Source organism: Massilia sp. Masssp93 (assembly GCF_059491295.1).
The window spans coordinates 5,175,041-5,190,579 of sequence record NZ_CP168502.1 but is presented as its reverse complement, the minus strand read 5'-3'; the positions used below and the strand labels follow the sequence as shown (position 1 = coordinate 5,190,579).

Here is a 15,539-nt window from a genome sequence, read left to right as displayed (position 1 = left end):
GCATCAGTTATTGCTTCACGTGCTGCCGCATCGAATAGAATATGAGTTTGTATGCCCGCCATGTCCGCCCAGCCCCCCGTCCAGCCCGATCTTCCCGCACTCGCCCAGGCCATCAAGGCGTGGGGCGCGGAACTCGGCTTTGCCGACGTGCGCATCGCCGACATCGACCTCGCCGACCAGGAGGCGGGCCTGCAGGCCTGGCTGGACGCCGGCCATCACGGCGACATGGATTATATGGCAAGCCACGCCATGAAGCGCGCCCGGCCGGCCGAGCTGGTGCCCGGCACGGTGCGCGTGATCAGCGCGCGCATGGACTACCTGCCGATGGAGACGAAGGCCGACTGGCGCGCGCGCGAACGCCTGCGCCAGGACGATCCGCAGGCGGCCGTCGTGTCGATCTATGCGCGCGGCCGCGATTACCACAAGGTGTTGCGCAACCGGTTGCAGCAGCTCGCGGACCGCATCCGGGGCGCCGTCGGCGACTACGGCTACCGCGTGTTCACGGACTCCGCGCCCGTGATGGAACTGCCGCTGGCGCAGAAGGCCGGCCTCGGCTGGCGCGGCAAGCACACGCTGCTGCTGAGCCGCGAGGCGGGTTCGACATTCTTCATCGGCGAGATCCTCGTCGACCTGCCGCTGCCCGTCGACGAGGCGACCGGCGCCCACTGCGGCCAGTGCAGTGCCTGCATCGACGTGTGCCCGACGGGCGCCATCCTCGGTCCGGGCCGGCTGGACGCGCGGCGCTGCATTTCGTATCTGACGATCGAACTGAAGGGTGCCATCCCCGAGGAGTTGCGTGCCATGATCGGCAACCGCATCTACGGCTGCGACGATTGCCAGCTGGCCTGCCCGTGGAACAAGTTCGCCCAGCGCTCGACCGTGCCGGATTTCGATGAACGCAATGGCCTGGGCGCGGCGGGACTGGTCGAGTTGTTCGGGTGGAGCGAAGACGAATTCAACCGTCGCCTGGAGGGCAGCCCGATCCGCCGCATCGGGCACGAGCGCTGGCTGCGCAACCTGGCCGTGGGCCTCGGCAATGCGCGGTCAGGGGATGCCGGGATCGTCGCCGCGCTGCGCGCCCGCGCGGACCATCCGTCGGCGCTCGTGCGCGAGCATGTCGCGTGGGCGCTGGCGCGCCACGGCGCGGCGGCCTGAATCTTACGGTTCGATGCGCTTCATGCGCAGGCACGACCAGTCGCCGTCGATCGAGATCATGGCGACGCCCGTGATGCCGTTTTCCTTGGCATAGGCATTGATCGAATCGCGGTTGATGTCGGTGGCCTTGGAGGCGGTCTGCTTGAGGTAGGCGACCCACAGCGAGCCCTTGTCGCCGAGGCGCTCCTTGGCGATGGGGAAGAATTGTTCGAGTTCCTTGCGGTTCATCGCGAACAGCAACACGACGTCCACCTTGTCCTGATCGTTCCTGATCAGGTCGGGCGGCATCTGCGACACCATGCCGGGGTGGACGTTCCCGTTCAGGATCAGCATCGATTTCGCTGTCCTCAAGAACATTTTGTCGGCTATCGTCTTCTCGCTCATCTGCGTTCCCTAAAGAATTTTTCGACGTGGTGAGTTCGACCACTCCATGTTCAGGTTGATTTTACAAGCGAACCCCGCGCAGCACAGGACGCGCGGGCAGCCGTGCGCGGGTGTTACTTCAACAACCCGGCCAGCTCCACCGCAGTCTTGACCTGCATCTTGTCGAAGATGTGCGCGCGGTGGACCTCGACCGTGCGCATGCTGATGCCGAGCTTGTCGGCGACGACCTTGTTCATGTTGCCGGCCAGGATGAGGTCGAGCACCTCGCGTTCGCGCGCCGACAGCGTGGCCAGGCGCGCGCGGATGGCGTCGCTCGACGCGGCCTTGCGCGACGCGGCCAGTGCTTCCTCCACGCGGTCCATCAGCTGGTTGTCGTTGAACGGTTTTTCGAAGAAATCGAAGGCGCCGCGCTTGAGGGAATCGACGGCCATCGGCACGTCGCCGTGGCCGGTCAGGAAGATCACGGGCAGGCGCGCCAGCAGGCCGCGCGCCACCAGCTGGTCGAACACGGCGACGCCGTTCATGCCCGGCATGCGCACGTCGAGCAGCACGCAGTCCCCGTGGACGGCATCGGCCGCGAACCGGTCGCCCACGGCGTCGAGGAAAGCCTGCCCGCCCGCGTAGCCGCGCGCGGGCAGCCCGCGCGATTGCGCCAGCCATTCGAGGGCGTCGCGGATGACGTCTTCGTCGTCGACGATGTGCAGCATACAGGTCTCCTTTTTTCGGCGTATTGTAAATCACCGCTCAGGTGACGGCCGCTTCCTGCGCCTGCTGCAGCATGAAGGTAAAGACGGTGCCGCCGCCCGGATTGGCCGCGTGGGAGAGCGTGCCGCCGTGGAATTCGATGGCAGTGCGGCAGATCGACAGGCCCATGCCCATGCCTTCCGCCTTCGTCGAAAAGAACGGCGAGAACAGGCGCCCGGCCACTTCCGGCGCGATGCCGTGGCCGTTGTCGATCACGGACACCGCCACTTGTCCCTGCGAACCGGATTGCGCCGCACGGTAGGCCGCAATGCGCAGCACGCGCCGTTCCGGGTCGATGGCCTGCATCGCCTCGATCGCATTGCGCGTCAGGTTCAGCAGCACCTGCTCGATCAGCACGCGGTCGGCCAGCACCGGCGGCAGTTCGGGCGGGACGTCGACCTGCAGGCTGACGTAGCTCTGGCGCGCCTGCAGTTCGACGAGGGCGCGGATGCCGTCGACGACGTGCTGGATGGCGACGGTCTCGCGGCGCGGCTCGCGCTTCTTGACGAATTCGTGCACGCTGCGGATGATCTGGCCGGCCCGGCGCGCCTGCGTGTTCGCCTGTTCCAGCGCGCGCTTGAGCGTGCCGACGTCGAGCGGCGCGCCGTTGCCGTCGGCGTCGCCGGCGCGCGTGAGCACGTTGAGCGCGCCCGCCGTGTAGCTGGAAATGGCGGCCAGCGGCTGGTTCAGTTCATGCGCCAGCATCGACGAGATCTCGCCCATCGTGGCCAGGCGCGCGCTCGTTTCCAGCTTTTCCTGCTGCTGGCGGTTGAGTTCCTCGGCGCGCTTGCGGTCCGTGATGTCGAGGATGGAACTCATCCAGCCGGTGTGCCGGCCGTTGGCGTCGACGAGGGGCGCCTCGAACACGAGCACGGGCACGCGCACGCCGTCCGAGCGCTGGAACACGGTCTCGAACTGCGGCGTGACCTGGCCGGACAGCACCTTGCGAAAGCGGGTTTCGTACTCGGACATCGCTTCCGGCGCCCAGTAGGGCATCGGCGGCATCTTGCCCAGCAGGTCTTCGGGCGGCAGGCCGACGATGCGGCAGAACGCGGGGTTGACGTACGTGACGCGGCCTTCGAGGTCGCGCGCGCGCAGGCCCGTGAGCAGCGAATCCTCCATCGCCGTGCGGAAGGCCATCTGCTGGCGCAGCGCGTTCTCCGCCGCGATCGTGCGCGCGATGTGGCGCCACAGCGCGACGAGCGAGATCACGAGGCCCAGCGCCAGCACGACGACGGAACCCACCAGCAGGTTCGGCAGCAGCTTGGGCGCGCCCTTGACGCTGTCGGTGGCGAGCACGATCTGCGCGCCTGGCAGGTCCAGCGCGCGCTTGTGCGTGTAGACGCCGCGTCCCGGGCCGCCGGCGGCGCGCTGCGCCACGACGTGGTCGTCGCGGTCGAGCAGCGACAGGGCGTTGTCCTGGGCGAACCACCACGGCACGTTCTCGTCCAGCAGCGTCTGCAGGTTGTACGTGGCGACGAGGCTGCCCATGTATTTGCCCGCGTGGTACAGCGGCAGGTGGAAGTCGATCAGGCCGTGCACGAGGCCCTGCGCGCCGTACGGATCGCTGTAGCGGCCGATGCGGGTGCTGCGCGCCATCGTGGCGGCGTCGCGCGACGATTGCGTGAGGCCCTGCTGCGGCGGCTCCAGCCCGCGGCTGGCCTTGACGTCGCCGTGCGCGTCGTACCAGACGAGGCGCTGGAGTTCGTGGCCGTTCTTGAACATCTGCGCCAGGCGCGCCTGCAGGGCGGCCGGCGGCGGCGTCTCGATGGCCAGGTCGGCGCCCAGCGCGGCCAGCGCTTCCTCGCTGCGGGCCAGTTCGAAGCGCAGGGTCTGCTCGACCCACAGCGTGTCGGCGATCAGCTGTTCCTGGCGCTCGTTGCTCTCCATCTGGCGTGCCTGCCAGGGCAGCCACAGCAGGACGAGCAGGAACAGCAGCACGAGCAGCACCGGCACCAGCCAGCGCCACGGGCCTTCCGGAACCGGCCGGGGCAAGGTAAAAGAAGTTTTCATGTGATAACGTTTCATCTTTTGCCAGCCCCCGTACAGTCGTGGTTTTCCACGATAGCGGCGCCGTGCCGTACGAGGCACACTGGCAGTCGGTATCGAATATACACCGCGGGAAGAGGAAATTTATGCGCATCAAAGCCATGCTGGCCGCGCTCGCCGTCCTGATGGGACCCGGCGCCGCCGGCGGCGTCCGGGCCCAGGCGCCCATCGTCATCAAATTCAGTCACGTCGTGGCGCCGGACGCGCCCAAGGGCCAGGCGGCGGAACGCTTTCGCGTGCTGGCGGAACAGCTGACGCACGGCCGGGTCCGGGTCGAAGTCTATCCCAACAGCCAGCTGTACAAGGACAAGGAAGAGCTGGAAGCCCTGCAACTGGGCGCCGTGCAGATGCTGGCGCCGTCGCTGGCCAAGTTCGGGCCGCTCGGCGTGAAGGAGTTCGAAGCCTTCGACCTGCCGTATATCTTCCCGACCAAGGCGGCGCTGTATGCCGTGACGGAAGGCCCGATCGGCAGGAACCTGCTGCAGAAACTGGAATCCAAGGGCATCACGGGCCTGGCCTACTGGGACAACGGTTTCAAGGTGATGTCGGCCAACCGTCCCCTGCACACCCCGGCGGATTTCCACGGCCTCCGGATGCGCATCCAGGGTTCCAAGGTGCTCGACGTGCAGATGCGCGCGCTCGGCGCGATTCCCCAGGTGCTGGCATTTTCCGAAGTCTATCCCGCGTTGCGGGCGCACGTCGTGGACGGCACCGAGAACCCGCCGTCGAACATGCTCACGCAAAGGATGAACGAGGTGCAGAAGTACGTGACGGTGTCGAATCACGGCTATCTCGGCTACGCCGTCATCGTCAACAAGAAGTTCTGGGACGGCCTGCCGCGCGACATCCGCGAGGAGCTGGAGCAGGCGATGCGCGAAGCCACCGCCTTCGAGAAGACCATCGCCCAGCGCGACAACGACGCGGCGCTGGAGGCGATCCGCAAGACGGGCAAGACGAAAGTCTATACGCTGACGCCGCAGGAACAGGCCGAGTGGCGCCAGGCCCTGCTGCCCGTGCAGAAACAGGTGGAAGGGCGGATCGGCAAGGATCTCATCGATGCGATCAATCAGACGACGTCCCGGACCGCCACGCCGATGACGGCCAAGGCGTGGTGAGCCCCATGCCAACGTTAGTTGTCTGGAATCAATGAGACATCGCCGTAGCCTGTTTTATGACATGTCTTGTGGGCTTATGACCGAAATAAATTTCGTGAATGTATATAAAAAACTACACTTTTCTTATGCGGTAGCGTTATGATGGTGCACCTTTTGGCACCAACGTGGTGCGAAAAAGCGACCGAATACGATTTGGGAGAGGGAAAAGAAAGCGGTAACACAAATTACCGGAAAACAGTTAGGAGGAGACACACGTTTTATATGATGCAGCCGGCATTGACCAGGCAGCCGAAAACGTGACCAAATTGAAAACGCACCCACGGGTGCGTTTTTTTTTGCCCGGCGCGGGACTTGCGATCGCGCCTGCCGGGTCTTACACTGCATCGATGAACATACAACAAGGCAGCGAGATCTTCAGCGCCATCATCGCGGCGCCGTTTGGAGCGATGGGCATCCGCACCGAGGACGGCCGGCTGCGCGAACTGGTCTACCTGCCGCCGCATTACCAGGAAAAATCGGCGCAGGATGCCGTCGCCGAGCAGGCCGCCATCCAGGTGGCGCGCTATTTCGACGATCCCGATTTCCATTTCGACCTGCCCCTCAAGGAGGCCGGCAGCGCCTTCCAGCGCCGCGTCTGGGACACGATTTGCGCGATCCCGCGCGGCAACGTGCGCACGTACGGCCAGATCGCCAAGCTGCTCGAGTCCGCGCCCCGCGCCGTCGGCCAGGCGTGCGGCGCCAACTGGTTTCCCCTCGTGATTCCGTGCCACCGGGTGACGGCATCCGGCGGCCTGGGCGGTTTTTCCAGCAGCGACGACGAACACGGATTCCAGCTCGGGATCAAGCGCTGGCTGCTGCGCCACGAAGGCGCGCTGGCGCTCGAGATGCCATGGCAGCAGCAGTCAATCTTTCCCTGATCGACGCGTTCTGCGACACGCTCTGGCTCGAGCACGGCCTGGCGAAGAATTCCCTCGACGCCTACCGGCGCGACCTGCGCCTGTTCGCGCGCTGGCTCGACGTCAAGCGGCCCGAGCGGCGCGACCTGTACGCCGTCGAAGGGCAGGATATCGCCGCGTATTTCGCCGAGCGCCATGAAGACACGAAGCCCAGTTCGGCCAACCGCCGGCTCTCCGTGCTGAAACGCTTTTATCAGCTGGCGTTGCGGGAGCGCCGCATTGACGCCGATCCGTGCCTGAACATGCCGTCGGCGAAGCAGCCGCAGCGCTTCGTGCACACGCTGACGGAGGCCCAGGTCGACGCGCTCCTGGGCGCGCCGGACGTGGCGACCCCGCTCGGCCTGCGCGAGCGCACGATGCTCGAACTGATGTATGCCAGCGGCCTGCGCGTGTCGGAACTGGTCGCCTTGAAGCTGGTCGAGCTGAGCCTGAACGATGGCGTGCTGCGCATCACGGGCAAGGGCAGCAAGACGCGCCTCGTGCCCTTCGGCGAACAGGCGCGCTACTGGCTGGAACGTTACCTGAAGGAGGCGCGCGGCATCATCCTCGACGGCCAGGTCGACGACGCCCTGTTCGTGACGCACCGCGGCGGCCCGATGACGCGCCAGATGTTCTGGGTCGTCATCAAGAAGCACGCGGCCAGGGCCGGCATCACGGCGCCGCTGTCGCCGCACACCCTGCGCCACGCCTTCGCCACGCACCTGCTGAACCACGGTGCCGACCTCCGCGTGGTGCAGTTGCTTCTCGGCCATTCGGACATTTCCACGACTCAAATCTACACCCACGTCGCGCGCGAGCGCCTGAAGGGCCTGCACGCACAGCACCACCCGCGTGGTTAATTCTCAAGACTATGTGGGATGACTGGTCCATAATGGGCCGTACGTTCCTTATACCGATAGCACGAGGTGAGCATGGCCAAGACGAATTTCCAGTACGAAAAGCGGCAACGGGAGTTGGAAAAGAAGCGCAAGGCGGACGAAAAAGCGCGCAAGAAGCAGGAATCCAAGCAGCACAAGGGCGACGGCGGGGAGGAGTCGCCGGCGCTGGATGAGGACTCCGGGCCGTCGGCGCAGCAGGAGCACGATCCGGCTTGAGGTCTCGAGCGCCTGAGCGTCGTCCCCGCGGAGGCGGGGATCCAATTTCCGGCGCATGACCGATGCGTTCGCGCGCGGGCACATCACCTGGATTCCCGCCTGCGCGGGAACGACGACGTGGGGTGGGCGGCCCTCCGCCCACGCGTAACGCCAACAAACCGCACGCGTCACGCGTGGGCACGGTGTGCCCACCCTACGGCGTCGCGACCGCTTCTTCCTCGTGCCCTTTCTTGAACCACGCGGCCACGCGCTTGCCCAGGCTGTCGAGATAGTACTTGACCGGGCTTTTGTAGGGTGGGCGGCCCTCCGCCCACGCGCAACGCCAACAAACCGCACACGTCACGCGTGGGCACGGTGCGCCCACCCTACGGCGTCGCGACCGCTTCTTCCTCGTGCCCTTTCTTGAACCACGCGGCCACCCGCTTGCCCAGGCTGTCGAGATAGGTATAAGCCACCGGCACCACGACGAGCGTGAGCAGGGTCGACGTGATCACGCCGCCGATCACGGCGCGGCCCATCGGCGCCTGCGTTTCGCCGCCTTCGCCCATGCCGATCGCCATCGGCAGCATGCCGAAGATCATCGCGAGCGTCGTCATCAGGATCGGGCGCAGGCGCACCTGGCCAGCCTCCATCAGCGCGTCGAACTGGTTGCGGCCGGCGCGCTGGCCGTGGTTGGCGAAGTCCACCAGCAGGATCGCGTTCTTCGTCACGAGCCCCATCAGCATCACGACGCCGATGACGGAAAAGATGTTCAGCGTCGTCTTCGTGACGAGCAGCGCGACGAGCACGCCGATCAGCGACAGCGGCAGCGACACCATGATCGCGATCGGCTGCAGGAAGCTGCCGAACTGCGATGCCAGCACGAGGTAGATGAAGATCACGGCGATGCCCAGCGCCACGCCGAAGCCTGCCATCGTCTCGTCCATCTGCTGGGCGTCGCCGCCGACGTCGAAGCGCACGCCGTCCGGCAGCTGCATGGCCTTCATCGCCTTGTTCACTTCGCCCATCACGTCGCCGAGCGGACGGCCGTTGAGGCCCGCGTAGACGGCCACGCGGCGCTGCAGGGCCTGGCGCTTGAGCATCTGCGGGCTCGTCGACGGGATGAATTGCACGACCTGGCGCAGCGGCACCATGATCGGGTTGCCCATCGCATCCAGCTTGGAGGACGCCACCGACAGGTCGGCCAGGTCGGCCACCTTTTCGCGGCCCGACTTCGGCAGCTGCACGTTGACTTCGTAGTTCTGGCCGTCCGGCGCGAGCCAGCGGTTGGTCTGGTCGCCGGCGACGAACGGCCGCAGCGCCGTGCCGATCTGCTGCACGGTGAGGCCCAGGTCGGACGCCAGCTCGTGGTTGATTTTCACGATGGTGGCCGGGTTCGCGCCTTCCTGGCTGTACTCGATGTCGGCCACGCCGCGGATCTTGCGCATCTTGTCCATCAGCGTGTGCGCGACCGCGTCCAGCTTGGCCTCGTCGGTGCCGAGGATGGCGATGAAGATGGGACGCTGGCCGACCGTCAGCGACACGCCGGCGATTTTTTCCAGGCGCTCGCGGATGACTTTTTCCATGTCCTGCTGCGAGCGGCGGTGCGTCTTGTGCACGTCCGTCAGCTTGACGTTCACCTGCGAGTAGTTGCGGCCTTCCCACGAGCCGATGATCGTCGAGACGCTGTCGATTTCCTTGAACTCGGCCAGCGCGGCCTCGGCCTGGCGCAGCTTGGCGTCCGAGTATTCCAGGCTGGAGCCGATCGGCGTCTTCAGGCGCAGCTGGATGAAGCCGTCGTCGACCTGCGGCACGAATTCGCCGCCGATCTTCGGCACCAGCATCAGGCTGCCCGCGAACAGCGCGACGGCCAGCAGCAGGGTCGATTTGCGCCACGAGAGCGCGAGCGCCAGCACCTTCGCGTACACGCCGTGCAGCCACTCGATGCCGAGCTCGATGCGCGCCATCAGGCGGCCCAGCCACGGCACGTACTTGAAGCGGTCCTTGACCGGATCGGGCCACACGGACGACAGCATCGGGTCGAGCGTGAAGCTGACGAACAGCGACACCAGCACGGCCACGGCGACGGTGATCCCGAACTGCAGGAAGAAGCGGCCGATGATGCCCTGCATGAACGCGATCGGCACGAACACGGCGACGATGGCGAACGTCGTCGCCATCACGGCGAGGCCGATCTCGTTGGTGCCGTCTTCCGCGGCGCGCACGTGGTTCTTGCCCATGCCGAGGTGGCGCACGATGTTTTCGCGCACGACGATGGCGTCGTCGATCAGCAGGCCGATGCACAGCGACAGCGCCATCAGCGTGAGGAAGTTCAGCGTGAAGCCGAAGTACTTCATGGCGATGAAGCTGGCCAGCACCGAGATCGGCAGCGTCAGGCCGGTGATGATGGTGCTGCGCCACGAGTGCAGGAACAGGAACACGATCACCATCGTCAGCATCGCGCCTTCGGCGATGGTTTCCTTGACGTTGTCGAGCTGGCCCTGCACGTTCTTCGCCTTGTCGTCCAGGATGCGGAACTGGATGTCCTTCGGCAGGCTGTCCTTCATCGCGGCGATGGCGGCCTTCACGCCCGTGCCCACCTGGACCGTGTTGGCGTCCTGGATCTTCGCGATCTCCAGCGTGACGGCACGCTCGCCGTTCACGCGCGAGATCGACTGTTCCTCGGCGGCGCCGTCCGAAATGTCGGCCACCTGGCCCAGGTAGATCGGGCCGCCCGTGCGGTTGGCGACGACGATGCGCTTGAAGTCGGCCGCTTCCTTCATCTTGCCTTCGATGCGCACGAGGTTCTCGCGCGCCCCGCGGCTGATGCGGCCGGCCGGCAGGTTGGCATTGGTCGCCGTGATGGCGGTCATCACCTCGTCGATGCCGACGTTCAGGCTGCGCAGCTGGTCCGGGCGGATGTCGACCAGCACCTGGCGGTCCTGCTTGCCGTTGACGCGGACCTGGCCCACGCCGGCGACGGCCTGGATGCGCTTGACGATCACCTGGTCGGTCAGCATCGACAGGTCGCGCAGGCTGCGTTCCTTCGACGTCAGCGACAGCAGGATCACGGGCTGCGTGTTCTCGCCTTCCTCGCGGAACACGACCGGTTCCTTCACTTCGCGCGGGAAGCCGCCGCGCACGGTGCCGATGCGGTCGCGCAGGTCCTGCACGGCGCGGTTCATGTCGACGGTCAGCTGGAATTCGATGCCGACGCCGGACCGGCCTTCCCACGACGTGCTGCGGATGGTCTTGATGCCGCCGACCGTGTTGGCCGCTTCCTCGATCGGACGGGTGACGTCATTCTCGACCTGCTCCGGCGAGGCGCCCGGATACTGCGTCTCGATGAAGACGGCCGGGATCTCGATGTTCGGCATGCTCTCGACGCCCAGGCCGCGGTACGCGAACAGGCCGAGCACCATCAGGCCGACCATCACCATCGTGGCGAAGACCGGGTATTTGATACTGGTACGGGTGATCCACATGGCTTCAGCCTTTCCGTGCCGGGGCGGTCGAGTCGGTGGTTGCGGTCGCGGCATCGGGCAGCTTGACCCTGTTGCCCGGCTTGACGCCATCGAGCGGCACGGCCAGCACCGTCATGCCGGCCGCGGCGCCGTCGAGCGCTTCGACGAGGCCCGCGTCCTGGTTGCGCAGGCCCAGCGTCACGGGCTGCACGACGACCTTGCCGTTGTCGATGCGGTAGACGACGTCGCGGCCGTTGTCGCGGCGGATGGCGCCGAGCGGCAGCAGCGGATGCGGGGCCGATTTCTCGGTGACGATGGTGCCCTTGGCGAACATGCCGGCGCGCAGCAGGCCGTCCGGATTCGCCACGTCCACATACACGATCATGGCGCGCGAGCCCGTTTCCGTGGCCGGGTTGATGCGCGCGACTTTGCCCGCGAAGTTGCGGCCGTCGAAGCCGTCGACGCTGAACTGCACGTCCTGGCCCACGTGGATGCGCGGGATGTCGGAAGCCGGCACCTGGGCGTCGAGCGTCAGGTGTTTCAGGTCGACGATCGCGAACACGGGGCTGTCCGGCGCCAGCTTTTCGCCGGCCTGCGCGAGGCGTTTGCTGACGACGCCCGACAGCGGCGCGTGGATCGTGGTGTCGGCCAGCGCGATGCGTGCGAGGTCCAGCTGGGCGCGCGCGGAATCGACGGCGGCCTGCGCCAGGTCGACGGCGTTCGCGGACGTGTCGTACGCGTTCTGCGCGATGAAATTCTGCTTGAGCAGCGACGCGCTGTTGCTCATGTTTTTCTTCGCCAGCGCCAGTCGCGCCTGCGCCTCGGCCAGCACGGCCTGCTGCTGGGCCACGCGGGCGCGCGCCTCGGCGGGATCGAGTTGCGCGATCACCTGGCCGGCCTTGACCTCCATGCCTTCCTGCACCGCGGTCGACAGCACGATGCCCGACACCTTCGACTTGACGGTGGCCTGCGACAGCGGCGTCAACGAGCCCGTGACCGGCAGCGTGACGGCCAGCGAGCGCGCCTCGACGCGCGCGATGTCGCGCGCCGACAGCTCTTGCACCGGCGCCGGGCCTGCCTTTGACGCCGGCGCGGCCGCCTGCGCGGGCGGCGCGGCGCGATGCGTCAGCGCGTAGGCGCCGGCGCCTGCCAGCGCGACGGCGAGCAGCGTGAGCGCGATGACCTTGGTGCGACGGCGCGGCGCGACATGCGGGGTGGGCTGTTCGGCAGACAGGGGCAGGGACTCGATCTTCATGGTTGTTCTTCGTGTGGTGGTGAGCGCGAGCGGAAAGGAGAGCGCAAGTGCTCCGTCCTGCGGGGCAGGATGGAGCTCCCGGCGCATGAAAGCATGGTAGGTTTGGCGATGACGAATCGCTATCGGAATGCGACGAGCGGTGCAAAAGGGACGCTGAACTGCGCAAAATCCGGGACGGACGCGCGGATGGCTGCGCATGGTGGGCACGGGGTGCCCACCCTACGATGTCCCTACGGCTGTAGGGTGGGCTCCCTGAGCCCACGAACATTCAACCGTCGCCGGTCGGCGTTCCCGGCTGCTCGAACAGGCGCAGCCGCGCCAGCACCTGCCCATGATCCGACGCCTCCGGCAAGCCGAGGTCGAGATGGTCGTTCAGGTAGACGACATCGACGACCTCGCCCAGCGCGCCCGGCAAGGCGCGATTGAATTCCGCCGACACGAGAATATGGTCGATGGTCGTGTGGTAGCCATCATGCACATTGGAAAAGCCGACGTGGCGCAGCAGGTCCTGGCGGCCCTGCAACTGGCACGCGTCATATAAACGGTCGCCGCTGGGCGCGCCGATGCCCAGCACGATGCCGGTCGTGACCGCGTCGGCCACGTCGTTGAAGTCGCCCAGCACGATGCGCGGCCGGTGGTGCTCGTGCGCGAGCTGGGTCAGCAGCACGCGCAGCGCGGCGGCCTCCGTGCCGCGCCGGATCAGCGAGCGCAGCGACGCCAGCGCGTACAGTTGCGGGTCGTCGCCCGTGTCGCCCGCGCGGTAGTCGGGACGGCGCGACTTGAGGTGCACGACCACCACGTCGGCGACGAGATCGGGCGCCAGCTGGATCGCCGTGTGCAGCGGGGCGCGCGTGAAGCGTTCGGGATCGCGATTGCCGGGCGGCATCGCAATCCCGGGCGGGAAATAAGGCATCTGCCGGGGCGCGTCCGCCAGCGGCAGGCGCGAGGCGAGGGCGACGCTGGGCGTCAGCTTGTCGGCGTCCGGATCGGGATCGAACCCGACGTGCAGGGCATCGCGGAAGCGCCGCGTGCGCGACAGCGCCTCGGCCAGCGCGGCCTGGGAGAACACTTCCTGGAAACCGATGACATCGGCGCCGAGCATGTCGATCTGGTGCGCGGTCCAGGCGATCTTCGCTTCGTACTCCTCGGAGGTGCTCGGTTCCAGGTTGTCGTACAGCCTGGCGCCCGGCGGAGCGAGGTTACACACGTTGAAGGTGGCAAAGCGAATCTCTTGCTGCATAATAAGCAACTCCTCCGTTTGCATTTAGCGTAACACGCATGGCCAAGAAAGAGCATATCTCCGAAACCCCGGCGACCCAGTTCCTGCGCAAGCACGGCGTCGCGTTCTCGGAGCACCCTTACGAGTATGAGGAACACGGCGGCACGGCGGTGTCGTCGCGCGAGCTGGGCGTCGTCGAACACGCCGTCGTCAAGACCCTCGTGATGCAGGACGAGGCGGCGCGGCCCCTCATCGTGCTCATGCATGGCGACTGTAAAGTCTCGACGAAGAACCTGGCGCGCGCCATCCCGTGCAAGTCCGTCGAACCGTGCAAGCCGGACGTCGCCCAGCGCCATTCCGGCTATCTGGTCGGCGGCACGTCGCCGTTCGGCGTGCGCAAGGCGATGCCGGTGTATGTCGAGGACAGCATCCTGCAGCTGGACAAGATCTATATCAATGGAGGACGGCGCGGCTTCCTCGTCGGAATCGATCCGGCTGTGCTCGTCGACGTCCTGAAAGCCCGGCCCGTGCATTGCGCACTGGCGGATTGACGGCGCGCGCCGGGGCGTTGCCCGACTATCGCCGGGCTCGGTCGATGGTGTATATTCACGCGCGCCAGGTGCCTGGCCTGGGATAAGAAAGAGACTCATGTACACAATTCTGTTCACCGTCGCAGCCTACCTGATCGGCTCGATTTCCTTCGCCGTCGTGGCGAGCCGCCTGTTCGGCCTGGCCGACCCGCGTACCTACGGCTCGAAGAACCCGGGCGCCACCAACGTCCTGCGTTCGGGCAGCAAGAAGGCGGCCATCGCGACCCTCGCCGGCGATTGCGCCAAGGGCTGGCTGGCTGTGTGGCTGGCGATCCATTTCGGCGACCGGTTCGGCGTCGAGGATGGCGGCGTCGCCCTGGTGGCCATCGCGGTCTTCCTCGGCCACCTGTGGCCCGTGTTCTTCCGCTTCGTCGGCGGCAAGGGCGTGGCGACGGCGCTGGGCGTGCTGCTGGGCCTGAACGTCTGGCTCGGCCTGGCAACGCTGGTGACGTGGCTCGTCGTCGCCTACGCGTTCCGCTACTCGTCGCTGGCCGCGCTGGTGGCGGCGATCTTCGCGCCGTTCTACTACGGCCTCCTGTTCGGCGCCGACGAAAAACTGTTCGCCGTCGTCGCGATGAGCTTGCTGCTGCTGTACCGTCACGGCAGCAACATCGGCAATCTGCTGGCCGGCAAGGAATCGCGCATCGGCAGCAAGTCCAAGGCCGCCGCCGCGGCCAAGGCAACTCCCCGAAAGAAATAGCCCAAAACCGGGCTCTGACCCCGGATTGTCGATTTAACGAATTTGTTTGACGCGCTGCTCCCTTTCGTTCGATGTGTCACCATATGCCATCCGCTGCAATCATGATGTGGCGTCAGTGAAAACAAAACAGGAAGGCGGTGAAACGTGAGCAAGCAGATGAGAATCGATTTCGTGTCGGATGTGTCGTGCCCGTGGTGCGTGATCGGGCTGAAATCGCTCGAGCAGGCACTGGAGCGGGTGTCCGATGCGATTACGGCCGACATGCACTTCCAGCCCTTCGAGCTCAATCCCGGCATGGGGCCCGACGGCCAGGACATCTTCGAACACATCGCCGAAAAATACGGTTCCACGCCCGCCCAGCAGGAACAGTCGCGCGAGATGATCCGCCAGCGCGGCGAGGCCGTCGGCTTCACCTTCGACATGAGCCGCCGCGGCCGCATCTACAACACCTTCGACGCGCACCGGCTGCTGCACTGGGCGGAAGGCCAGGGCCGCCAGCAGGCGCTCAAGGAAAAGCTGTTCGAGGCGTATTTCACGCAAGGCGAGAACCCGGGCGCGCACGACGTGCTGCTGCGCGCGGCGGGCGAGGTCGGGCTCGACGTCGAGGCCGCGCGCCAGGTGCTGGAATCGAACGCGTATGCCGACGAGGTGCGCCAGCTCGAATACTACTGGCAGCGCGCCGGCATCCGCTCGGTGCCCGCCATCGTGATCAACCAGCGCCACCTGATTTCCGGCGGCCAGCCGCCCGAGGTGTTCGAGCAGGCGCTGCGCCAGATCGCGCAGCAGGACGAGGAGCTCGAGCAGGACGAGGAACCGGCCGCGTAAGCGCCCGCCC

At 66.3% G+C, this 15,539-nt stretch carries 14 protein-coding genes; 8 read left to right on the top strand and 6 right to left on the bottom strand.

The genetic code is table 11. From position 1 onward, the window contains the following. The first annotated feature begins 51 nt into the window (after positions 1–51). On the top strand, positions 52–1,155 hold the full coding sequence (gene queG, locus ACEN9Q_RS21430) for a tRNA epoxyqueuosine(34) reductase QueG (protein WP_495625967.1): 1,104 nt from the start codon (positions 52–54) through the stop codon (positions 1,153–1,155). A 3-nt stretch (positions 1,156–1,158) separates the two neighbouring features. Here queG and ACEN9Q_RS21425 read toward each other — a convergent pair whose 3' ends face one another. The 3 genes from ACEN9Q_RS21425 to ACEN9Q_RS21415 form a co-directional block, all read right to left on the bottom strand. Next, positions 1,159–1,488: a DUF3052 family protein gene (locus ACEN9Q_RS21425; RefSeq protein ID WP_229412681.1), complete on the bottom strand. Its 330-nt coding sequence runs from the start codon at positions 1,486–1,488 to the stop codon at positions 1,159–1,161. 164 nt (positions 1,489–1,652) lie between these two features. Beyond that, a complete protein-coding gene (locus ACEN9Q_RS21420; RefSeq protein ID WP_056441251.1) occupies positions 1,653–2,246 on the bottom strand; it encodes a response regulator transcription factor in 594 nt (197 codons plus the stop codon). 37 nt (positions 2,247–2,283) lie between these two features. Next, a complete protein-coding gene (locus ACEN9Q_RS21415; RefSeq protein WP_495625966.1) occupies positions 2,284–4,296 on the bottom strand; it encodes a two-component system sensor histidine kinase NtrB in 2,013 nt (670 codons plus the stop codon). A gap of 137 nt (positions 4,297–4,433) precedes the next feature. Between ACEN9Q_RS21415 and ACEN9Q_RS21410 the strand changes: the two genes are divergently transcribed. The 4 genes from ACEN9Q_RS21410 to ACEN9Q_RS21395 all read left to right on the top strand — a co-directional run bounded on the left by ACEN9Q_RS21410 (position 4,434) and on the right by ACEN9Q_RS21395 (position 7,497). Beyond that, a complete protein-coding gene (locus ACEN9Q_RS21410; RefSeq protein ID WP_495628979.1) occupies positions 4,434–5,447 on the top strand; it encodes a TRAP transporter substrate-binding protein in 1,014 nt (337 codons plus the stop codon). A 386-nt stretch (positions 5,448–5,833) separates the two neighbouring features. Continuing rightward, positions 5,834–6,364, top strand: a complete 531-nt coding sequence (locus ACEN9Q_RS21405) for a methylated-DNA--[protein]-cysteine S-methyltransferase (protein ID WP_056441242.1) — start codon at positions 5,834–5,836, stop codon at positions 6,362–6,364. Next, positions 6,337–7,242 carry a site-specific tyrosine recombinase XerD gene (gene xerD / locus ACEN9Q_RS21400; RefSeq protein WP_056441239.1) on the top strand — a complete coding sequence of 302 codons (906 nt, stop codon included), beginning with the start codon at positions 6,337–6,339 and terminating at the stop codon, positions 7,240–7,242. The genes ACEN9Q_RS21405 and xerD overlap by 28 nt, the downstream gene beginning before the upstream one ends. A gap of 72 nt (positions 7,243–7,314) precedes the next feature. Further along, the gene (locus ACEN9Q_RS21395; protein WP_056441236.1) at positions 7,315–7,497 is read left to right on the top strand and encodes a hypothetical protein; all 183 of its coding nucleotides are present in this window, start codon (positions 7,315–7,317) and stop codon (positions 7,495–7,497) included. Between the two features lie 365 nt (positions 7,498–7,862). Here the strand turns inward: ACEN9Q_RS21395 and ACEN9Q_RS21390 are convergent, their stop codons facing one another. The 3 genes from ACEN9Q_RS21390 to ACEN9Q_RS21380 form a co-directional block, all read right to left on the bottom strand. After that, entirely contained in the window at positions 7,863–10,961 is a 3,099-nt protein-coding gene (locus ACEN9Q_RS21390) for an efflux RND transporter permease subunit (protein ID WP_495625965.1), read from the bottom strand. 4 nt (positions 10,962–10,965) lie between these two features. After that, a complete protein-coding gene (locus ACEN9Q_RS21385; RefSeq protein WP_495625964.1) occupies positions 10,966–12,195 on the bottom strand; it encodes an efflux RND transporter periplasmic adaptor subunit in 1,230 nt (409 codons plus the stop codon). 268 nt (positions 12,196–12,463) lie between these two features. Further along, positions 12,464–13,435: an endonuclease/exonuclease/phosphatase family protein gene (locus ACEN9Q_RS21380; RefSeq protein WP_056441228.1), complete on the bottom strand. Its 972-nt coding sequence runs from the start codon at positions 13,433–13,435 to the stop codon at positions 12,464–12,466. Between the two features lie 38 nt (positions 13,436–13,473). Between ACEN9Q_RS21380 and ybaK the strand changes: the two genes are divergently transcribed. From ybaK to ACEN9Q_RS21365, 3 genes are all read left to right on the top strand, one after another. After that, positions 13,474–13,965 (top strand): Cys-tRNA(Pro) deacylase, encoded by a 492-nt coding sequence (ybaK, locus tag ACEN9Q_RS21375; protein WP_056441225.1) that lies wholly within the window; start codon positions 13,474–13,476, stop codon positions 13,963–13,965. 97 nt (positions 13,966–14,062) lie between these two features. Next, positions 14,063–14,704, top strand: coding sequence for a glycerol-3-phosphate 1-O-acyltransferase PlsY (gene plsY / locus ACEN9Q_RS21370; protein WP_056441221.1), 642 nt, complete (start codon positions 14,063–14,065; stop codon positions 14,702–14,704). 144 nt (positions 14,705–14,848) lie between these two features. Beyond that, a complete protein-coding gene (locus ACEN9Q_RS21365; RefSeq protein WP_056441220.1) occupies positions 14,849–15,529 on the top strand; it encodes a DsbA family oxidoreductase in 681 nt (226 codons plus the stop codon). The last annotated feature ends 10 nt before the right edge of the window (positions 15,530–15,539 follow it).